The 20,800-nt window shown below is 55.8% G+C and carries 17 protein-coding genes; 8 read left to right on the top strand and 9 right to left on the bottom strand.

Translation table 11 applies throughout. From position 1 onward, the window contains the following. Positions 1-70 precede the first annotated feature (70 nt). Positions 71-799 carry a hypothetical protein gene (locus tag P0120_01975; protein ID MDF0673098.1) on the top strand — a complete coding sequence of 243 codons (729 nt, stop codon included), beginning with the start codon at positions 71-73 and terminating at the stop codon, positions 797-799. A 125-nt stretch (positions 800-924) separates the two neighbouring features. On the opposite strand, the gene P0120_01970 is transcribed toward P0120_01975, so the two are convergent. Beyond that, positions 925-1,983 carry a PKD domain-containing protein gene (locus P0120_01970; GenBank protein MDF0673097.1) on the bottom strand — a complete coding sequence of 353 codons (1,059 nt, stop codon included), beginning with the start codon at positions 1,981-1,983 and terminating at the stop codon, positions 925-927. 2 nt (positions 1,984-1,985) lie between these two features. Next, positions 1,986-3,800: an APC family permease gene (locus P0120_01965; protein MDF0673096.1), complete on the bottom strand. Its 1,815-nt coding sequence runs from the start codon at positions 3,798-3,800 to the stop codon at positions 1,986-1,988. A 318-nt stretch (positions 3,801-4,118) separates the two neighbouring features. Here P0120_01965 and P0120_01960 point away from each other — a divergent pair, with 318 nt between their 5' ends. The 3 genes from P0120_01960 (at position 4,119) to P0120_01950 (ending at position 6,258) form a co-directional block, all read left to right on the top strand. Beyond that, entirely contained in the window at positions 4,119-5,405 is a 1,287-nt protein-coding gene (locus P0120_01960; GenBank protein ID MDF0673095.1) for a DEAD/DEAH box helicase, read from the top strand. Between the two features lie 64 nt (positions 5,406-5,469). Further along, positions 5,470-5,853, top strand: coding sequence for a PilZ domain-containing protein (locus P0120_01955; GenBank protein ID MDF0673094.1), 384 nt, complete (start codon positions 5,470-5,472; stop codon positions 5,851-5,853). 6 nt (positions 5,854-5,859) lie between these two features. After that, a complete protein-coding gene (locus P0120_01950) occupies positions 5,860-6,258 on the top strand; it encodes a PilZ domain-containing protein (protein ID MDF0673093.1) in 399 nt (132 codons plus the stop codon). A gap of 55 nt (positions 6,259-6,313) precedes the next feature. Here the strand turns inward: P0120_01950 and P0120_01945 are convergent, their stop codons facing one another. The 7 genes from P0120_01945 to P0120_01915 form a co-directional block, all read right to left on the bottom strand. After that, on the bottom strand, positions 6,314-7,546 hold the full coding sequence (locus tag P0120_01945) for a murein transglycosylase domain-containing protein (protein ID MDF0673092.1): 1,233 nt from the start codon (positions 7,544-7,546) through the stop codon (positions 6,314-6,316). 101 nt (positions 7,547-7,647) lie between these two features. Beyond that, positions 7,648-9,954 carry a GspE/PulE family protein gene (locus P0120_01940; protein ID MDF0673091.1) on the bottom strand — a complete coding sequence of 769 codons (2,307 nt, stop codon included), beginning with the start codon at positions 9,952-9,954 and terminating at the stop codon, positions 7,648-7,650. A 217-nt stretch (positions 9,955-10,171) separates the two neighbouring features. Continuing rightward, the gene (locus P0120_01935; GenBank protein ID MDF0673090.1) at positions 10,172-11,890 is read right to left on the bottom strand and encodes a proline--tRNA ligase; all 1,719 of its coding nucleotides are present in this window, start codon (positions 11,888-11,890) and stop codon (positions 10,172-10,174) included. A 7-nt stretch (positions 11,891-11,897) separates the two neighbouring features. Continuing rightward, positions 11,898-13,289 carry an RIP metalloprotease RseP gene (gene rseP, locus P0120_01930; protein MDF0673089.1) on the bottom strand — a complete coding sequence of 464 codons (1,392 nt, stop codon included), beginning with the start codon at positions 13,287-13,289 and terminating at the stop codon, positions 11,898-11,900. Positions 13,290-13,355: 66 nt separating this feature from the next. Continuing rightward, positions 13,356-14,516 (bottom strand): 1-deoxy-D-xylulose-5-phosphate reductoisomerase, encoded by a 1,161-nt coding sequence (locus P0120_01925; protein MDF0673088.1) that lies wholly within the window; start codon positions 14,514-14,516, stop codon positions 13,356-13,358. Positions 14,517-14,536: 20 nt separating this feature from the next. Then, the gene (locus P0120_01920; protein ID MDF0673087.1) at positions 14,537-15,379 is read right to left on the bottom strand and encodes a phosphatidate cytidylyltransferase; all 843 of its coding nucleotides are present in this window, start codon (positions 15,377-15,379) and stop codon (positions 14,537-14,539) included. A gap of 53 nt (positions 15,380-15,432) precedes the next feature. Next, entirely contained in the window at positions 15,433-16,218 is a 786-nt protein-coding gene (locus P0120_01915; GenBank protein ID MDF0673086.1) for an isoprenyl transferase, read from the bottom strand. Positions 16,219-16,423: 205 nt separating this feature from the next. On the opposite strand from P0120_01915, the gene tldD reads away from it, so the two are divergent. From tldD to P0120_01895, 4 genes are all read left to right on the top strand, one after another. Continuing rightward, positions 16,424-17,854: a metalloprotease TldD gene (gene tldD / locus P0120_01910; protein ID MDF0673085.1), complete on the top strand. Its 1,431-nt coding sequence runs from the start codon at positions 16,424-16,426 to the stop codon at positions 17,852-17,854. An 87-nt stretch (positions 17,855-17,941) separates the two neighbouring features. After that, positions 17,942-19,327 carry a metallopeptidase TldD-related protein gene (locus tag P0120_01905; GenBank protein MDF0673084.1) on the top strand — a complete coding sequence of 462 codons (1,386 nt, stop codon included), beginning with the start codon at positions 17,942-17,944 and terminating at the stop codon, positions 19,325-19,327. 106 nt (positions 19,328-19,433) lie between these two features. After that, positions 19,434-20,141 (top strand): dienelactone hydrolase family protein, encoded by a 708-nt coding sequence (locus P0120_01900; GenBank protein ID MDF0673083.1) that lies wholly within the window; start codon positions 19,434-19,436, stop codon positions 20,139-20,141. 83 nt (positions 20,142-20,224) lie between these two features. Beyond that, the gene (locus tag P0120_01895) at positions 20,225-20,782 is read left to right on the top strand and encodes a YbhB/YbcL family Raf kinase inhibitor-like protein (protein ID MDF0673082.1); all 558 of its coding nucleotides are present in this window, start codon (positions 20,225-20,227) and stop codon (positions 20,780-20,782) included. Positions 20,783-20,800 lie beyond the last annotated feature (18 nt).

Raw genomic sequence — 20,800 nt, 5'->3', positions numbered from 1 at the left:
TCTTGAGCAACGCCGCGAGGTGACGGATTGGGATGTGTATCGGTTACAGCGAGCTGTAAAGCACGAGCAAATGGCAGTAATCCTGAGCTTTTTAAATCTTGAAGAAACTTTATTCGTGGTTGAGTCTCATCCTGAAAAAGCTCGTGCACGGGTGAATCTTATTATCGAAATCTGTAGCAATAAGTTGTTCGCTCGTGGTCAAGATGCAATTATGAATGATGATGTTCGATCTTACGCTCTTTGTACACCTACCGTCTCTCCTTTCTGTGCCTTTGAACCCTTCATGGAGTTAGCTATTAACGAACTGATGCAACCAACAGCGGAGGCGTCGGCTGATTTACGTGACATCATAAGTGAGACGCGAACTGCTAAAGAGAGGTTCCAGAGTTGTCTTGAGGCATGTCGAACTGAAGTGCTTCCTCATGCTAAAGCGATTGGCGGAAAAAACTACAAGTTCGACGTTTACTGGTCAAACAACAGGACATGGCTCCTGGAATTGATAGCTGAGATGGCCGGAGTACTATCAGAGGCAAAAAGCCGAGGCCTTGATGGACTTCTGAAGGTAAAGAGTGTGGGACTTGCAGTTGGTGCCAACCTCTCGCTTACGTATGCGCATCAATTTGAGAACCGTGTCCCCAAATCAGGTGATTCTCGAGATATCTTGCATGCAATTATAGGGAGTAGTGCAGATGTTTTTGTAACGGACGATGGAGAACTACGTCGTGTTTTGAATCGAGTGCCAGTGGATGGATTTCGTGCTATTAGCTTAGAAGAGACCTTAGCTATGCTGCCCAAATAGGTTTAAGGTTCAGAAAACCATCTTCCCCAGTTATTTTATGAAGGGCTATCCAGCAAAGTTGCTCGATCTGTGACGCAGGGCGCGCAACCAAATCTTGGATGGGTGTATCCCTGTCCCGCGATCTGCTACGGCTCCACCGTCACATCCACGAACGCCGGCAGACTGTCGGCTCCTTTCTTATCCGTTACCCGCAATTTGAAGCGGTAGATCCGCGGTTCTGAGACAGCCGGCGCGAGGAAGGAAGTTTCTGAGCCGTTGGCGTCCAGCAGCGAAATCTTGCTGCCGCGCACTTGGCTCCAACTATAGTAGAGAGCTTCGCCTTCCGGGTCACGGCTGTTCAGCCCACTGAGTTTCACACGAGAACCGGCCTTGACGGATTTGTTCAGGCCTGCGTCGGCGATCGGCGGTTCGTTCGGCTCGTCGTTCACGTTCACGTCCACATCGAGAGCACCTTGCTTGTCGCGATTACTTACGGTGATGGTGGTCTTCCCGTTGCCGACGATTTGAAGCAAGCCATCCGCCACGACCTTAATAACCTTCTCATTGGAAGATCTGTAACGAGTCCCGCTGGCCGGTGTGCTGATCCGTCGAGTGACGCCGTCGGTGAAGTCGCCGACGACTGGAAGCTCGAAGACCTTGCCCAGTGAATCGACATGGCCGAAGGCGGACGATTGCCCAGCCCGACCCAGTTGAAGCGGTTTGTCGGTCTCGAAATCGATGATGGCCAGGTCAGCAGAAGGAGCGACATTCACGATCACTTCATCGAACACAGACCTTGTGCTCAATCGTCCACGCGAAATTTCCGCCACCGCCAAGAGCCGCATCGGTCCAATACTGTTCTGAGGCACTTTCAGTGGCCCGCCGAAGGCTGGGTTCTGTTCAGCGAGTCCAATCATCGCGACTGGTGCCACAATCGAACCGGTAGCCGTTGAATCATCCTGTTCGACCAGGGTGTCGTCCTGTTCGCCGTACCAATAATAGCGGACCTTCACGACACCGATGTCCTTTCCAAGGTCTACACCTGCTGGAACCGTGCTTCCGCTCGTGAGTATGGCGCCTGCTGTTGGTTCCGTGATCTTGAATGCCAGTGCTGGCAGCGGGAAGCAAAGGCAGAAGGCAAGAATGAAGGCACCGGTGCTGAGGAGACCGGCGGGACGTGTGAGGAACGGCGGCGGACGTATCATGGTCACCTGGTAAGGTGATAAGGAACGTCGGTGATAATCACTCGGTCCTTGAAGAGCAATTTGCCTTTGAGCATCAGGGCCCGTTGGTTGTGCAAGATGCTTTGCCACCACCTGGCCGGAAGAATTTCCGGGATTACGACCGTGACCCAGGTGTTTGGGTCTTTCTCGAGCACTTCTTCGACGTAATCCAGCAACGATCCCAGGACCGAGCGGTAGGGTGAGGAGAGGGCGATCAAATTGACGCCACCGCCCCATTGGGCCCACTGGATTTTGACCTTGGCGCTTTCTTCGGGATCAACGTCCACGAAAACAGCGCGGACTTCGCCGGGCCGGCTTCTCGCAAAGTCCAGGGCCCGAACCACGGCACGATTCAAGCCGCTGATCGGAATGATCACGATATTGCGGCGAGGCAACGGCGGCCGCTCGCCTCGCCGGTCCAACGCGATCTGTTCGCTCACGGCCTTATAGTGCGAGCGAATCCCTTGAAACATCAAGAGAAGGATCGTGACCAGCAGGAATACGATCCAGGCACCCTGCATGAATTTGGTAGTGGCGATGATGAGCGTCGCAATACCGGTGGTCACAGCGCCAAGCCCATTGAAGATCAGTTTGGTCTGCCAATGCGACCCTTTTTTCACGAGCCATCGCTTCACCATACCGGCTTGCGAGAGGGTGAAAGACACAAACACGCCGATGGCATACAAGGGAATCAGCGCGTGAGTGTCTCCTTCGAACAGGACGAGCAGGAGGCAAGCTAAGAATCCAAGAATGATAATGCCGTTGGAAAAGACCAAGCGATCGCCGAACGTCGCCATTTGATGCGGCATGAATCCGTCCCGAGCCAGGATCGACGCCAGATTCGGGAAGCCTGCAAAGGCGCTGTTGGCCGCCAGGACCAACAAGGCCATGGTGCTGATCTGGACGGCGTAATAGATAGGACCGGTGCCGAACGTCAGGCGAGCGAGCTGCGAAACCACAGTTTCATCCGCCTTGACCAGGATGCCGTAGTGATAGGCCATCCAACTGATGCCCGTGAACAGGGATGCGAGGATAGTAGACATCCACACCATGGTAATTGCCGCATTCTTGGATTCGGGCTGGCGAAAGGCTCTCACTCCGTTTGAGATGACTTCCATGCCGGTGACTGTCGAACAGCCTACGGCAAAGGCTCGGAGAATTAAAAACAGGGTCAACGTTTCTGTCTCTCCAGAACTTGTCAGAAGGGGGGGCGACCCGGAGTCGGACAGAGATCGAACTGTTCCCGCGACGACAAGAAGGCCCAGCGCTCCGATGGCAAAATAGGTTGGGATGGCGAAGAATTTGCCTGATTCACGAACCCCACGGAGGTTCATCACGATCATGAACAGAATGGCGACGAGACCCAGGGCTTCTCGGTGAATGAACAGACTTGGGATAGCCGACGTGAGTGCCGCGATGCCTGCCGCCACGCTGACGGCCACCGTCAAGACATAGTCGATCATCAGCGCTGCAGCCGCTACCAGAGCCGGTCGATCGCCGAGGTTCGTCCGCGCGACGACGTAGGCCCCACCCCCCTCCGGATATTCATAAATGATCTGGCGATACGAGATGGTGAGGACCAAGATCAAGAACAGAATGGCGAGACTGATCGGGATCGACCAGGAGACTGCAGCAGCTCCGGCGAGCGCGAGCACGAACAGGATTTCCTCGGTCCCATAGGCGACAGAAGAAATGGCGTTCGATGAGAAGATGGCAAGGGCTATCGTCTTTGAAAGCCGTTCATGCCTTGCTTGGGCGGTCTTGAGAGGATCGCCGACGAGCCAGCGTTTCAGGATCATGAGAGGATTATCGCATAAACCTTCTGGAGGGTGAACGTTCAGATGGCCTGGGCATAGGGCGAAAGCCCCAGTAACTGACTGCCATGAATCGCTCTGCGTCCGGAACGGAATCAACGAGCGAGTTGACGTGTGAGTAGTGATGCGGTATGGTGATCCTGCATTTCACTCGTGGTGGTCCGGCGAGGAGATGTTCAATCTATATCGGACTTCGCGATCGCATCGCGACCAGGTCCGGTTTGGAGCGGCACCCTGCTCGGTTGTTTCTCCCCTCGGTTCTCTGATCCCGTCATCATGCGATCAAACTGAAAGGATAGTGTAGTGGATACGTCTGTTCATGTGAATTTCCATGCTCTCGGTTTGTCCGAAGCGCTGTTGCAAGACTTGGCTGGTGCCGGATTTGCCGCACCGACTCCCATTCAAGAGCAAGCCATCCCGCCGGCGCTTGCGGGGCGAGATGTCATCGGGTGCGCTCAGACCGGGACGGGGAAGACTGCTGCTTTCGTCATTCCAATCATTGAACGGCTCGCACTGCTTCCCAAAGGACAGCCACAGGCCTTGATCTTGGCGCCGACGCGTGAGCTGGCGTTGCAGACCTTAGCCACAATCGAGAAGTTGGGACGGAGTCGACGGATCTCCGCGACCGTTATCGTAGGGGGCGCTGATATGCAGGCCCAGATACGAGGTTTACGGCAGAGCCCGAGTATCTTGGTCGCGACGCCGGGCCGTCTCCTCGATCATATGTGGAACGGCACGATCTTGTTGTCGTCGATTAAGATGTTGGTGTTGGATGAAGCGGATCGGATGTTGGACATGGGCTTTGCCCCGCAAATCAACCAGATACTCGATGCCTTGCCGGAACAACGACAGACGCTGCTGTTTTCGGCTACCTTGCCGGCTGACTTGGCGCGGCTGGTCCAAGCCAGCGTGAACAATCCGGTGCGTGTGATGGTCGCACGGTCCGCCACAACGGCCGAGGGTATCACGCAGGCGGTGCATTACACATCCCACGCCGACAAAGCCGATCTTCTCTTATCATTACTCGGCGCCGAATCGGACACGGCCCTCGTGTTTACCAGGACGAAGCATCGCGCTGATCGGTTGGGACACCTGCTGGGTCGTGCCGGCCATCGAGTGGCTGTACTGCACGGGGACCGGAGCTTGTCGCAGCGGCGCGCGGCACTGGAAGGGTTTAGGCGCGGATCCTTCCGTGTGCTGGTCGCAACGGATATTGCGGCCAGAGGGATCGATGTCGCAAACATCGGCCACGTGATCAATTTCGATCTGCCGAATTGTCCGGAAGATTACGTGCATCGCATCGGTCGCACAGCCCGGATGAAGACGACCGGTCGCGCCACAAGTTTTGTGACGGGAGAAGACTCTCAGCAACTCCGAGAGATCGAGCGCCTTTTGGGGTGTGCAGTTCCGGTTGCTCCTGGAAGCAAGGCACCTTCGCCCACGATTCCTGTCCCAGGCGGAGGTATTCGTCGGAATGGGCATCCCTCGACGGGTCACGTGAAGCGTTCCCAACCTCACTCCTTCCACAACGCGAGAAAGCCCCGTGTCGAATCATCATCGCATCGTGCTGCGACGACAATCCACACATAAAGTTCAAAAATAGTTCGCGGAATCCACCTTGTGAGATACAGTGTCTCTCACAGGGTGGATTTGCATGCCGACGATTCATGCGCCAGACCTGACACATGACAAAGCTCGACGATACCCCCGAGTGCGCATCCCCATGCCCTTTAGCTGTTCCCTTTCTTCTCTGACAACCAGATGGTGGTGTTGGAAACCGGTCAGTGATGTCGGTGTGGTCTATGATTTGTCGCTGCACGGCGTATGCGTGAGCACCGAGGCGGCCATCAAGCCGGGCGACAAGGTTTCCCTCGCGCTTCGACTGACCAAGGGCACTCCTCCAGCGGAGGTGGCGGTCGCCACCGTTTGCTGGACAAACCATCAGTTCTATGGACTTGCGTTCAGAACGCTCTCGGAATCGTCGTTGAGACAGTTGACTGAGTACATGAATGCCTTCGGCATAATAATGAGGGAGTAATTAATCATGGATGATCAGGACTTCAGAGTCGGCAATGGATGGAGTACCCCACAATTGCGCAAACACCCGCGGGTGCGTGTGTCGGCTCCATTTCCCTGTTCGTTGGCCAGGGTCGGTTTGCTGAGGAAGGGGGCGGTTGAACAAAGTTTGGGGATCGTCTATGACGTGTCGGCAAAAGGCGTACGTATGATGACGGAAGCGGTGATCACACCAGGAGACCGAATCGCCATGAGTTTGCGATTGCCCACTCAGGCGGCATCAATGTTCATCGAAGCCGCCACGGTCCGGTGGGGCAAAGAACATACCTACGGGGTAGAGTTTGAGGGGTTGTCTCCCAACGAGAATAAACATCTGCAAGCCTTCATGAACCATCAGTCCAGCTCGGGCCCACCTCTTGCCGTCTGACCTTCCGGCCTTGCCGGGGGTGATTACCTGAGAAGTCCGAACATCGGGAAGGCGCTCAACGGTCATTGCCTTCACGTGTGGAGGCGAACTGTTTGCGGAAGGTGACGACCTTCACGAGATAATCCCTGGTTTCCTGGTACGGCAGGTTATTACGCAATCTGTCATAGACGGCCGGCGGTTCGAGGCCATTGATGTGATTGAGGGCGGCTACCGAGTCGCCCGCAAATGTCTTGAAGACATTCCGAGTTCCTGTGTTATAGGCCGAGATCACGCAATACTCTCGCGAGACCTCATTGTCGATCTGCTCAAGCAGAGCATACGACAGGACATTGAGGTAGGCACTGCCGAGCTCGATGTTATTCTCCGGATCGAACAGGTAATCGCGCGATGGAATCGTATCTTTCCCCTTGGCTCTTCGATAGGCATCCCGGCCTCCGCTGGTTGGAACCAGCTGCATCAAGCCATAAGCCGGAGCGGAACTCACGGCAAAGGGGTTGAAGTTGCTTTCTGTTCGAATGACGGCAAAAATGAGACTGGGGCTGATCTTGAATTGCTCGGCAAACCGCGTGACGGTCGCCCGATACTTGTCCGCTTGTCGGTTCGAGAAATTTGCGACCATCTTGATTTCGGCGATGAGCGCTTGCTTGGTCGCCTTGTTCTGGTCCACGGTTCTTGTCCTGGCGCTCTGGATCGTTGATGCCGCGAACGCTTCCGCTTGCGCCGGGCTGCGGATCGGCTGACCTTGGTGATCCAGCACCAGCCCCAATAAATACGGAGGCCGGTCGCTGGTCAGCGTGACCGGCTTGTCGGAAAAAAGATCGACGGAGCGCGGATCGTCGGGTGTGAGCAAGGTCGTGACGATCGCATTCTTGAGGCTCTCCTTCGGCGCTTTGTCGTCCAAGGTTTCCACCATGATCGACCCGTTGTCGAAGTCGACGATGGAGCGGCTCATATAGTTCTGGGTGTATTTCACGTACTTCTTTTGTTCCGGAACCCTCACTTCCTTCTCGCCCCAGGTTTGGCGGACCTGGCCTGTCAGCGCGGTCATAAGAGTGTTGAAATCTCGTTGGACTGTCCGCAGATCTCTGAGTACGGCCGCGGGGTCGCGCTGATAGGCATCGACACGCTCTTTGAGGAGTTGTTTGGGGTCTTTGCCTCCGGCAATGTCGAGTACGGTCCTGCCGGTTCGGCTGCCGAGCACTCGCTCAGCGTTCGTCAGTACACGGTCCGTGGATTCACATCCCGCGAGGAGGAGCAGTGAGGCCAGGAAAAGCGATGTGATCCGCATTATAGGTGCTCGGTACTGGGCGGCGCATTGAATATGGTTGTGGGGAGGGGGTGAAAGGGGCAGGCTCCAGAAATCATGTTGCACCGCGGTAAGTTGAAAGACTATTTAATGGCGACCGCTTTGACCTCTTTGTATGTCGTGTGGCCTTGTAGGACTTTTTGAATACCGTCTTGCACGAGCGTCGTCATCCCTTCCGCGATGGCGGTTTTCAGCATTTCCTCAGTGCGAGCCTTTTGTTGCACCATTCGCTTCATCTGATCTGTACCCAAGAGGAGTTCATGTAAGGCGACCCGACCCCTAAAGCCGGACCGGTTGCACGTTTCGCATCCCTTCCCACGGGACAGCCTGAAAGTATTATCCTGTTTAATTCCGAGCTTATCCCAGTAGTCCGGCCCATACCCCAGTCGGAGTTCTTCGTACTCCTCTTTGGTTCCGATGTACTGTTCCTTGCAGTCCTTGCAGATCCGGCGAGCCAACCGTTGTGCGAGCACACCCAGCATGGCATCGGCAAAACTGAACGGATCGCAACCCATGTCGAGCAGACGGGTGACCGTTTCGACAGCGCTGTTGGTGTGCAATGTACTCAAGACCAGATGACCGGTGAGTGATGCTTCAATGCCTGTGTCGGCCGTCTCTTTATCCCGCATTTCTCCGACCATGATGACATCGGGGTCGGCTCTGAGAAATGCGCGCATCGCGTTGGCGAATGTCAGACCGATCTTCGGTTGGACCTGTACCTGACGCAGACCGTATTGCGTAATTTCAACCGGATCTTCGGCCGTCCATATTTTGATGTCTGCCGTGTTGATGTTGCCCAGGACTGAGTGCAGCGTCGTCGTTTTACCGGAACCCGTCGGTCCGACACACAGGATGATGCCGTACGGTTTTTCCGAAATCTCCTTGAGCACTTTGAGATTCCGTTCCGAGAACCCCATCTTGTCGAGAGGCAGCGGCTCACTCGCTGCGAGGATACGCATGACCACGTCTTCATTGTATCCGGCTGTGGGAAGGGTCGCGACGCGGAGCTCGATCTCCTTCGTCTCCGAGAGCTTGAATTTGATCTTTCCATCTTGGGGTTTACGGCGCTCGGCAATGTCCAGGCTGGCCATGATCTTGAGTCGGGAGACGATCGCCCGTCGGTAACTCTGCGGGATTTTCATGTACTCGAAACAGTCACCGTCGACACGGAAACGGACCAAGGTTTCACGTTTTTCTCCGTACGGCTCGATGTGAATGTCCGACGCATTCTGACGATAGGCATCGGCAATGATTTGGTTGGCCAGACGGACGATCGCGCTGTCGTTTTCATCCAATCCTCCGGCGGCGGCAGCGGAGTCCTCCATCGCCTCGGCCTGTGCCTCGGTGACAAGTTCGCCGAGAATGTCGGAAACATTTTCGTCGAGCTTCCGTCCTCCGCTGTCGCTCTGTCCGGTGGCCGAACTCAGAAATTGGGCGATATCGCGGCGGAGACTGACGGCGAACCGAATGTTGAGGCCAGGGAACGTCCTCTTGATGTCTTGAACGCGATCCAGGTCACCCGGATCGTCGGTCAGAATCTCGATCGCCATGCGGTCTCGCTTGAGCGGCATCCAATGGTTCTTTTTCAGGTAGTCGACATTGAGATTCTTCAGCAGCTCCACATCGACAACGGTGCGTTCGCTGTATTCGATGTACGGGCACTTATAGAATTGAGCGAGCGATCGGCCGATATCGAGTTTGGGAACCTTGTGTTTTTCGATCAGAATGCTTTCCAGATCGCTCATCCCTTTTCGGGAGTCGGCGATGACCTGGTCGAGTTCGTTCTGGGTGATTCGATTGGTGCTGACCAAGAGGTCGAACTTCGTGGGAGTTTTTTTGGACGTCTTTCGAAGGTTGAAAAATGCGATTCCCAGCGCTTTGGCGATCTCGTCGACGGCTTCTTCGTCTCTTCGGGTAAACCGACCTCCGCTCTTTTTATTGAGAAGTTGGAGGACTCCCATCAGGTATTTATTGTCGGCGACGATCGGGTAGGTTAAGACTTGTTTGGTCTTGAAGCCGGTGCGTTTATCGTAGGACGTGTCGTGGAGCAAAGATGGATGGATCGCATGAAGTTCAGCGATGTTGTAAGCATCAGCGATATTGACGGGGCGAAGGTATTTGGCGCAGAAACCGGCGAGACTCTGCTCGGTAATAGGGATGCGGACCTCTTCAACGCCGTCGATATGAGGAACTTTGGAGAAAATTTCCTTCTTTTCGGAGTCGAACGCAAAAAGCGTCAGATCTTCCGCATCGAACAGACTTAAGATGTCTTTATGCAGGTCGAGGAGAATGTGGTCGAGATTGCTGGCCGCGTGAATCTGGATCGTAATGCGTTTGACGTGCTCCGTGTGTTCGACCTTTTGCTGCAGCTCGTGGACATTCTGAGTCATCGGCTTGGTGTGCATCCGACTGTAGCTTCTCTGAGATCGAAACGTGAATGAATCAGATTGTATGCCGGATCGGCAGGCGCCGCCATGTATAGGTCACCGATCTCCGAATCGAATTTCAGTCTAACGGAATGACCTGGGAAGGCAAGGAAAAGGCCTTTTTATGTCGGCCATTTCCGAAAAATGTGAGGCGATGCTCAGTCGCAAGCCGACGTGTGGGTCAAGCCACGGACGGATCGGCTTCGATGGAAAGTGTTCTGAGTTGGGCGACAAGGTCGCCGGGTGCGATGCGGGACTTGTTTCCTGTCCGTCGAATCTTGATCTCCACGACTCCGTCTGCGAGGCCTTTGTCGCCGACGACGATCTGAAAGGGAGCGCCTATGAGATCGGCATCGTTGAATTTGACGCCGGCGCGATCGGCCCGGTCGTCCCACAATGTTTCGAGGCCCGCCGCCGTCAAGTCGGAATAGAGATGCGCGGCAGCCTCGATAGTCTTTTCTGATTGGCTGACTGTGAGGAGATGTACATGGAATGGCGCGATGGGAAACGGCCAGATGATCCCTTTTTCATCGTGATGTTGCTCGATTGCCGCAGCGGCCGTCCGACCGACGCCGATGCCGTAGCAACCCATGATGGCGAGGCGCTCCTTGCCTTGATCGTCCAGGATGGTGGCGTTCATTTTGTCGCTGTACTTGGTGCCGAGCAGGAACACCTGCCCGACTTCGATCCCTTTGGCGAGCATGAGTACACCAGGTCCTCGAGGAGAAGGGTCGCCGGCTTGGGCATTGCGAAGATCGGCGAATAGTTCGACCGTGAAATCGCGGTCGAGATTGGCGTTTTGATAGTGGGTGTCGGGTTTGTTGGCACCGATGACGAAGTTTTTCATTCCCCGAATGGCGTGATCCGCCAAGATTCGTACGTGCCGCAAGCCGACTGGTCCGGCAAATCCTGGAGGAGCCCCTGTTACATGTTGGACCGTTTCGGGATCGGCCAGCAGAACATCGGTTACTTTGAGCAGCCGCGCTAATTTGACTTCGTTGACTTCGTGGTCTCCTCGAATCAAGATCGCGACAGTCTCCTCCCCTGACCGGTACAAGAGGGTCTTTACCAGTTGTCGCGGTGTAATCTGCAAACAGGCCGTGACTTCCTCAACCGTCCGTCGTTGGGGCGTTGAGATCGGAGTCAGTGGCAGAAGAGACGCTGCATCAACTTCAACAGCAGGAAGGACTTCCGCCCGTTCAAGATTGGCGGCGTAAGAACCCTGGTCGCTGTACGCCACCGTCGCTTCGCCCGTATCAGCCAGAACCATGAACTCATGCGAGACGTCCCCGCCGATGAGACCCGTGTCGGCTTCAACCGCCCGAAACGTGAGTCCGCATCGCGTGAAGATCCGGGTATAGGCATCGTACATCTTCTGATAGCTGACCTTGGCCCCCACCTCATCGACGTCGAAACTGTAGGCATCCTTCATGATGAATTCCCGCCCTCGCATGAGACCAAATCGTGGGCGGATCTCATCTCGAAATTTGGTTTGGATCTGGTAGAAATTCAGCGGGAGTTGGCGATAGGAACGCACTTCCCGCCGGAACAGATCGGTAATGACTTCCTCATGTGTCGGTCCCAAGCAAAAATCGCGTTCATGACGGTCCTTGAAGCGCAACAACTCCTTTCCGTAGTAGTCCCAGCGGGCTGTTTCTTTCCATAATTCGGCAGGGGACGCGATCGGCATCAACAGTTCCTGCGCGTCGGCGCGGTTCATTTCCTCGCGGATGATCTGCTCGATTTTCCGGATCACACGGAGACCGAGTGGAAGATAGGTATAGATCCCGGCTGCCACTTTTCGGATCAGTCCGGCGCGCAGCATCAATCGATGGCTGACGGTCTCCGCTTCACCGGGATCGTCCCGTAGAGTAGGGATGAGTAACTGCGAGGTTTTCATGAAAGGTTTAGCGGGAGAAGATACGTTCCAGATCGTTCCAGAAGGCGAAGATCATCACACCGACCAGTAATACCAATCCCACTTGCTGGGCAAATTCTCGCTGCCGTTCACCGAGCGGTTTGCGGAGAACGCCCTCAATCAAGAAAAAGAGCAAGTGGCCACCATCGAGGATCGGGATCGGCAATAAATTGAGGACACCCAGGTTGATGCTCAGGATTGCGATCAGGAACACGACGCTGGAGGCGCCCTGGGAAGCAGCCTCACCGGAAATATTGGCGATCGTCAGCGGTCCACCGATATTCTTGCTCGAAATATCGCCCACGATCATTTTGTAGAGGCCAATCGTGGTTAGTTCGGTCCATCCCCATGTGGCCTCGAGTCCTTGATACACAGCCTCTGCGGCGTTGTCGGAATGCATCAACGAACGGCCAGGTCCCGAGATGCCGATTTTCCCCACTTCCAGAGTCTGTCCATTCACGGTCACCTTGTCGCTGGTCGGCGTGACTGTCAGTGCGGTACGATTTCCGTCGCGGAGGACCTCGATCTTCAGCGGTTTCTGCGGGTGTTCCCTTACCCGGGTGGTCATCTGCGCCCACGTATAGATGGCTTCGCCTTCTATCGTCACCACTCGATCGCCTGGCTTGAATCCGGCCAGGGAGGCGGGCGATCCATGCATGACCGAGGTGACGAGCGGAGGCGTTTCCTCAACGCCGATCGTATACAGCGGTTCGTCTCCACCGGCCTCATCTCCAGTAACTGGAATAGGAGTCACGGTCAGTGTTTTCAGCAGGTCAGCTCGTCGGATTTCGAGTGAGACAGACTGGCCCTTACTCTTGGAGACGAGATCGAGCAACTCCGTTTTGGTCGAGATGTCTTTGCCGTTGACCTTGACGATGCGGTCGCCGACTTCCATCCCTGCCATCGCTGCGGGAGAATCGGGAACCAAGGCTTCGACGTCGGCGCTCAGATCGCGGAACGTCGGGACAAACAACGGCGCACCAGTGGACAACCAACCGGCGAAGATCAGATAGGCCAGAATAAAATTGAACCCCGGGCCCGCCGCCACGATAAGGACCTTCCCCCACAGGCCTTGGTGCGAAAACGATCGCCGGCGGTCGTCTGGTGTTGTTGCCTCCGCCTCATCCTCCCCGAACAATTTGACATACCCGCCGAGTGGTACAGCAGAGACGAGATACTCGGTTTCGCCGACCTGGCGGCCGAATATCTTCGGACCGAAACCGATGGAAAACTTGAGAACTTTCACTCCGACCCACCGAGCGGCGAGAAAATGACCGAGCTCATGGAAGGCGACCAGCACGCCAAGCACCACAAGGAACCACCAGGCTTTCTGGAGGAGCAGCCACAATGTATCAGGGGACCAGGCAAGTACGGACGTCATCAGGAGCTCCGTGTCATGGTTGTGTTCTTCTACTCTAACATTCGCGGCGTGAAATGCAAACGATCGTCAGCGAGCGAACGCATGCACCAGCGATCCGGCCTTTTCTCGAGCCCATCGATCAGCCTCCAGTGCATCATCAAGGCAGGTAATCTCCTGCTGGGCATGAGCTTCCATCGTACTGCGAATGACCTGAGGGATTTCACTGAAGCGAAGGCCATGGTTGAGGAACGCGTCGACGGCGATTTCGTTCGCGGCATTCATTGCGGCTGGCAGAGTGCCGCCGATTCGAAGCGACTCGTACCCGAGATTGAGGCAAGGAAAGCGATCATGGTCGGGTTTGCAAAAGGTCAATTGCCCGATCTCCGTCAAATCCAGTGAAGGGAGGTCAAGGGCCATTCTCGCGGGATGGCGCATCGCGTAGGAGATAGGGGTTCGCATATCTGGAAGTCCCAGTTGGGCGATCATGGAGCGATCCTTGTATTCTACCAGAGAGTGGATGATGCTTTCTCGATGTACCAACACGTCGATGTTGGACTCGGGAATATTAAAAAGCCAGCGGGCTTCCACAACTTCCAATCCTTTATTCATCAACGTGGCCGAGTCGATGGTGATTTTGGATCCCATCTTCCAGTTGGGATGCTGCAGGGCTCGTTCCGGTGTCACATTCAGGAGCTGCTCCGGGGTCAGTGTCCAGAGCGCTCCGCCGGATGCTGTGAGAATCAATCGCCGGACATCTTCAATCCGATGCCCTTCCAACGATTGAAAGATGGCACTGTGTTCGCTGTCCACCGGGAAAATCCTGACACCATGTTTTCGGGCCTCATCCTGCATCAGTTTACCGGCCATCACCATCGGCTCCTTATTGGCCAGGGCAATGTGTTTTCCGCTCCGGATGGCCGACAAGGTCGGAACGAGTCCAGCCGCTCCCACGATGGCGGAAATCACCAATTCGGCTTCCAGCACCGATGCCACCTGTGTGATGCCATCTTCTCCTGCCATGACCTCCACCGGGAGATCGGCACAGCGGTTTCGGAGCAAAGCGGCAGAGGACTCAGTGGAGAGCGCCACGGCTTTGGGTTTGAATTGGCGGATCTGCGCTTCAAGCTTGTCAATATTATTGGCGGCCGTCAGTCCGACGACCCGAAATTCCTCAGGAAACCGTCGGACGATATCGAGCGTGTTGGTTCCGATCGATCCGGTCGATCCCAGGATGATAATCGACTTCATATCCTCTCCTCTCAGTTCTCTTATAGAGGCGGCGACAGGCCGCGTACGTAGGCGACATAGTAGTAGAAGGTGGGGGCGGTGAACAAGAGACTATCGAGTCGATCCAACATACCGCCATGGCCGGGCAGGATTCCACCGGAATCTTTGACGCCCGTCCGACGTTTGATCATCGATTCGAACAGGTCGCCGAGAAGGCCCGTTCCTGTCAAAAGCACGCCAAGGATCAACGCATCTGACGGTGAGAGTTGTGAGGCAAACCACCCCTGAGCCAATAATGCGGTACCAACGGCTAGTGCGAGCCCTCCGAGGACTCCTTCGAAAGTCTTCTTGGGACTGACTGACGGCAAGAGGGGGTGTTTACCCCACAGGGTTCCAGCGTAGTAGGCGCCGGTGTCAGAAGCCCATGTGACTACCGCCAGAAACAGGACCAGGAATTCGCCGGTCGGCAAGGAACGGGTCGATACCACTGTGCTGAGGGGAAAGCCGAGATACAGCATACCGGAGAGGGTAATCAGGGTACCTTTCCACCTGTGATCAGTGTGATCGGATGAAATGGAAACAGCGATCGACACAGCGAGGACCGAGGCAGCCAGAAGAGGGGTCAAAGCGAGAGACAAGTGATCGCGCGCTACGACCAGGACAAATGCTGCAAGTCCGACTCCGACCGCGAGGCGGTTGACACGAGGTTGAAAACAGATTTGATAGAACTCTACTAACGCAATGGACCCTACGGCGATCAACAACAGTGTCAAGGCCCATGGAGCGAGGTGCACGATGATGATATAGACCGTCGGAATAAGCGCGGCTGCCGTATAGAGACGCCGGAGATCGAACCCTTGGGTGCGTGCTGGTGGGGTGGTCACGGATATCGAGCTGCGAGGGGGGCCTTCGGTAGTGGGTGGATGTCCCACAAGGGTTACGAAGAGACGGTGCTCAGCACTCGGCCAAAGCGGCGCTCCCGTCGTTGATACTCGATCAGCGCGAGCAGGAACTCTCGACGCCGAAAATCCGGCCACAAGGTCGGCGTGAAGCACAACTCTGTGTAGGCCAGCTGCCACAGGAGAAAGTTGCTGATTCTGGTTTCTCCGCTCGTCCGAATCAGTAAATCCGGGTCCTGGAGCGAGTGTGTGTAAAGGTACTGCTGGATCGTGGTTTCATCGATAAGGCCCGGTTGCACAGTTCCCGTCTGGACGTCCTCCAGCAGCGTTTTCACTGCGTCGACGATTTCTGCTCGTCCTCCGTAGCTGAGGGCGACCGTCAGGATCAGCTTATCGAGGTGACCCGTTTCTTTCTCGGTCATGCGAACCCAGTGTTGGGCCGATGGGGGGAGCAGTTCGTGGCGGCCGATGGCACGGAAGCAAACACCTTGCTCAATCAAGCTGGCCCGTTCCGTAGAAAGGTAATGCTCTAAGAGCCCCATGAGCGCGCTGATTTCTTGTGTCGGGCGGTTCCAATTTTCTTGCGAAAACGCGTAGATGGTCAGAGCATGGATGCCGAGTTCCAGGCAGAGGGTGATCATCTCTCTGACGGAATTGATGCCTTCGCGATGGCCTGCGATGCGAGGGAGACCACGGAGTTCCGCCCACCGACCGTTGCCGTCCATGATGACCGCGACATGTTTCGGAAGCAATTCCGGCTCCAACTTGGCGGTCAATTCGCTCTCTGACAGATGGTCGAAACTTGAAGTCGGGTGGTGTGCCATACGAGCCTAGAGCGCTCTCCTCATGTCCAGCGTTAGTTATTAAGGGAGAGAAGTGGGGAAAGTCTACTGTCGGGGGTAAGGAATGTCAAACGATAACTCGGAAACGGCCTCAACAACCCGCTCTGTGACGAGTCGCATTGCGACGGCGGAAATGAATGGGCTATACTCGCCCATCAGCCGACAGGGACGAGGAGGAAACCATAGTATGCTTGAGCCGGTTCAGCTAGCCAAATTCGGTGTCACCGAACTCGAAGCCCAGCATGCGCTCGATCGGCTGAACGTGAGGGACGTTGATTACGCGGATCTCTATTTCGAATCCCGCACGTCGGAGTCGGTTTCGATGGAGGAAGGTATCGTCAAACGCGCTGCGAAGAGCGTGTCTCAAGGGGTCGGGGTCCGCGCGACCGCCGGCGAAAAAACAGGGTTTGCATACTCGGACGAACTCACGAAGAAGGATCTGGAGATTGCGGCCGATACGGCACGCTACATCGCCAATTCCCCCAGGGGAGATTCACCCGTTCCGGTGCCTACCCAGCGTCGACCAACCAGAGACCTGTATCCGATTGAACGGGCGAAGGCCGAGGTGGCGACGGCCGATCGTGTGACGTTATTGAATGAAATCGATGCCGAAGCCAGGCGGTACGATCCCCGCATTAAGAACGTGATGGCTTCTTTCAACACTGAATACAAGGTGGTGGCTGTTGCGACTTCTGATGGGGCGCTGGTCGGCGACATTCAACCGTTGTCCCGTCTGCAAATCACCTGTATTGCCGAGGATCGTGACAATCGACAGGTCGGGAGCTTCGGTGGAGGAGGCCGGGTTGGGTTCGAGTACTACCGTGAGGACAATCGACACTTGAGCTATGCGCGAGAAGCCGCGAGAGAGGCGATCCTTAATTTGTCCGCAGTGGATGCTCCGGCCGGGGTGATGCCCGTTGTGTTGGCCGGCGGATGGCCTGGTATTCTGTTGCATGAAGCGATCGGACATGGATTGGAAGCCGATTTCAACCGGAAAAAAACATCGGCTTTCTCAAATTTGGTTGGAAAACGCGTGGCATCGGACGTCTGTACGATCGTCGATGATGGAACCCTTCCCTTTCGCCGAGGCTCGTTGAATATGGATGATGAGGGAACGCCGACCAGCTGCACCGCACTGATCGAGAAGGGCATCCTCCGCCGCTATATCACCGATAAGCTCAACGCACGCCTCATGGGGATTCCTCTCACCGGCAACGGTCGGCGTGAGAATTATCAAAGCGTGGTGCTTCCTCGAATGACGAATACCTTCATGTTAGCCGGGGAGTCGGATCCTCAGGACATTATCCGATCGGTGAAAAAGGGGCTGTACGCCATCTCGTTCGGTGGCGGGCAGGTTGATATCACCAATGGGAAGTTCGTGTTCTCCGCCAGCGAGGCCTACCTCATCGAGGACGGACGGATCACGACACCAGTGAAGGGAGCCACGTTGATCGGGAATGGACCGGAGATCCTCACCAAGGTGTCCATGGTCGGACACGATCTGAAGCTCGACAATGGCATCGGCACTTGTGGCAAGGACGGCCAATCTGTGCCGGTCGGCGTGGGCTTGCCGACAATCAAGATCGACGAAATTACGGTCGGCGGTACGCAACGGTAGGAGAGCCGAGAGTCATCAGTCATTCGGGCTTTGAAAGGCCCGCGCAGCGACTCGTGACTAACGGCAAATGACCGGAAAAGAGGATACGTGCTTCAAGAGCAACGAGGAATACAGCCCGTCGCAACCGTCAACGGCTATGCTGAGCTGGCTGCCGATGTCCTGGTTCGTGCGAAAGCCTGCGGCGCAACAGAGGCCGATATCGTGGTGGCCGATGGAGAGACCCTTTCGGTCCAAGTACGGGTCGGCGCGGTCGATCGATTGACGAAGGCGAGGGAGAAGCGGTTAGGACTGCGCGTCTTCATCGGAAAGCGATCGGCGACCACATCCACGTCCGACTTCACGCAAGACTCCCTCGAACGGCTTGTTGCAGATACCTGCACCTTGGCCAGGGCGGTGGTTGAGGATGATGTATCAGGGTTGCCGGATGCGGCTCAGATGGCCACAGAGCAGCCGAGCCTCGATCTCTATGATGAGACGGTGGTCAATACGGAAACGCAGATCGATTGGGCCAAGCGCGGAGAAGCGGCGGCCTTTGCTGCCGACCCACGGGTGACGAACTCTGAAGGTGCGGAATTCGATTCGTCGTCCGGACGAGTGGTGCTGGCGAACAGCCACGGATTCGTCGGGTCCTACAAGAGTTCAAATTTTTCGCTGTCCGTCTCTCCGATTGCGACCGAGTCCGGAACCGGGGCCATGCAGCGAGATGCCTGGTACGAGGTCCAGCGCAAGTTTGCGCGGTTGGCATCCGCAGAGTCGATCGGGCAGGAGGCGGCCAGGCGAGCCATTCGCCGACTGGGGGCGCGCAAGGTGGCGACGAAGCGAGTGCCGGTCGTGTTCGATCAAGAAACGGCCGGGAGTCTGCTCGCAAACCTATGCAGCGCTGTGTCCGGCTACGGTCTCTACAAGCGTGCCTCGTTTCTTCTCGACAAAATGGGCCAGGTGGTTGCATCCGATCTGATGACCGTGTACGACGACGGTCGAATGGTCGGAGGTCTCGGATCTCGCCCGTTCGATGGCGAAGGGTTGGCCACGCGCAAGAACACGATCGTGGAGCGTGGCGTGCTGAAAAGCTATTTGCTCGATACCTATTCCGGAAAGAAGCTGAGCCTGCCGTCGACCGGAAATGCGTCGCGGAGTGTCGGCGAAAGTCCTTCAGTCGGCCCGACGAACTTTTATCTCGTTCCCGGAGTGAAGAGTCCTCAAGAGATTATCGGTTCGGTCAAGGAAGGGCTCTATGTCACCGAGCTGATCGGGTTCGGAATCAATATGGTCACCGGCGATTACTCGCGCGGGGCCAGCGGGTTCTGGATTGAAAACGGCGAAGTAACCTATCCTGTCGAAGAAATCACCATTGCGGGGAATCTCAAGCAGATGTTCAAAGATATCGAAGTGGTCGGGAACGACCTCGTGTTCCGTGGACGCATTGCAAGCCCGACGCTTAAAATTTCCGAGATGATGGTGGCAGGCAATTAGACAAGTGCTGAGAGTTGAGTCCTGAGTGTTGAGTTGAAATTCCTCCTATCCTGTCTCAAGGCTCAGCACTCATAACGTAGCAGGGGTGACTGCGCGGAGGGGACTCATGGCTGAATCCATCCGAGAGGCGACCGTTCAGTATCCGAGTGGGAAAGTGGTGACGATGCGGGCGTTCGTGGCGGCTCCACAGACCAAGGATAAGCGGCCTGCCATCATTATCGTCCAGGAATGGTGGGGGCTCACCGACCATATAAAGGATATCGCGAAGCGGTGTGCGACAGAAGGCTACGTTGCAATCGCTCCGGACCTCTATTCGCGACTGGGGCATCCACTCACCACGGACGCTGGGGAAGCTGGCAAGCTGATGAATACGTTGAAACAGGAAGATGGGCTGACCGATTTGAATGCCACCGTGGCCTATCTGAAATCAGTTCCAGAAGTCGATGCGACAAGGATTGGCGTCACTGGCTTCTGTATGGGCGGCTCCTATGCGCTCATGCTGCCCTGCGTCAATCCAGAGATCAAAGCCGCAGTTCCGTTCTACGGCCAGGTACCCAATCCTGATACCCCGATTCAGAAACTTGCCTGTCCGATGCTGTATTTCTATGGTGAGGACGACGGCTGGATTACCAAGTCGGATGTCCAGCGACTGGCCGCGGCGTTGAAGAAGTATGGGAAAGTCGGCGAGATTAAAACCTATCCTGGTGCTCCCCATGCATTTTTCCGAGACACCGATCCATCCGTGTATCGACCGGAGGCAGCGAAGGACGCCTGGGCCAGAGCGAAGGCCTTCTTCAAGCAACATCTCGGCTAGCTGGGTAGGAAGAGAAAGCAGGGCGCGATGCGAGCACGAGGCCGGAGGATTTTTTCGACATCCTGTGGGAGAGGGGACGAGATATGAGATCGACATGGGGCAGCATCCTGTTTGCGATCGCGCTCCTCCCCGGCATCAGCGCTGCAGCCGATTTTCAACTCACCAGCCCAACCGTCAAGCATAAGGGTACAATCGTCAATGAGCATGTCTTTAACGGATTCGGATGTACTGGCGGCAATGTCTCGCCCGAATTGCGCTGGACCAATGCGCCGAAGAATACGAAGAGCTTTGCGGTGACGGTGTATGACCCCGATGCTCCGACCGGCAGCGGCTGGTGGCACTGGATCATCTTCAATATTCCCCCCGATATTACTGCGCTCGTTGCTGATGCGGGAAAGCCTGACGGCCCTGGCGCTCCGCAATTCAGTATACAAGGCACGACAGATTTTGGTCAGCCTGGGTACGGTGGACCCTGTCCTCCTCCTGGACACAAGCCGCATCGCTACATATTTACGGTGTTTGCATTGAAGGTAGACCAATTGCCTCTCAAGCCTGAGGCATCCGGAGCGATGGTCGGGTACTATCTCAACCAGAACGCCCTCGCAAAGGCCTCGTTCACAGGCCTTTACGGCCGCAAATAACAACGAGTCAGAAAAATA

It is taken from the genome of Nitrospira sp., assembly GCA_029194675.1.
GTDB lineage: Bacteria > Nitrospirota > Nitrospiria > Nitrospirales > Nitrospiraceae > Nitrospira_D.
The sequence above is the reverse complement of the archived record's forward strand: the minus strand, read 5'-3'. Positions and strand labels throughout refer to the sequence as shown.

Bases quoted from the DNA above. Each gene is read 5' to 3' on its own strand.
- P0120_01975 (MDF0673098.1), top strand. From the start codon at position 71: ATGGCAGTAATCCTGAGCTTTTTAAATCTTGAAGAAACTTTATTCGTG.
- P0120_01970 (MDF0673097.1), bottom strand. From the start codon at position 1,983: ATGATACGTCCGCCGCCGTTCCTCACACGTCCCGCCGGTCTCCTCAGC.
- P0120_01965 (MDF0673096.1), bottom strand. From the start codon at position 3,800: ATGATCCTGAAACGCTGGCTCGTCGGCGATCCTCTCAAGACCGCCCAA.
- P0120_01955 (MDF0673094.1), top strand. From the start codon at position 5,470: ATGCCGACGATTCATGCGCCAGACCTGACACATGACAAAGCTCGACGA.
- P0120_01950 (MDF0673093.1), top strand. From the start codon at position 5,860: ATGGATGATCAGGACTTCAGAGTCGGCAATGGATGGAGTACCCCACAA.
- P0120_01945 (MDF0673092.1), bottom strand. From the start codon at position 7,546: ATGCGGATCACATCGCTTTTCCTGGCCTCACTGCTCCTCCTCGCGGGA.
- P0120_01940 (MDF0673091.1), bottom strand. From the start codon at position 9,954: ATGACTCAGAATGTCCACGAGCTGCAGCAAAAGGTCGAACACACGGAG.
- P0120_01935 (MDF0673090.1), bottom strand. From the start codon at position 11,890: ATGAAAACCTCGCAGTTACTCATCCCTACTCTACGGGACGATCCCGGT.
- rseP (MDF0673089.1), bottom strand. From the start codon at position 13,289: ATGACGTCCGTACTTGCCTGGTCCCCTGATACATTGTGGCTGCTCCTC.
- P0120_01925 (MDF0673088.1), bottom strand. From the start codon at position 14,516: ATGAAGTCGATTATCATCCTGGGATCGACCGGATCGATCGGAACCAAC.
- P0120_01915 (MDF0673086.1), bottom strand. From the start codon at position 16,218: ATGGCACACCACCCGACTTCAAGTTTCGACCATCTGTCAGAGAGCGAA.
- tldD (MDF0673085.1), top strand. From the start codon at position 16,424: ATGCTTGAGCCGGTTCAGCTAGCCAAATTCGGTGTCACCGAACTCGAA.
- P0120_01900 (MDF0673083.1), top strand. From the start codon at position 19,434: ATGGCTGAATCCATCCGAGAGGCGACCGTTCAGTATCCGAGTGGGAAA.
- P0120_01895 (MDF0673082.1), top strand. From the start codon at position 20,225: ATGAGATCGACATGGGGCAGCATCCTGTTTGCGATCGCGCTCCTCCCC.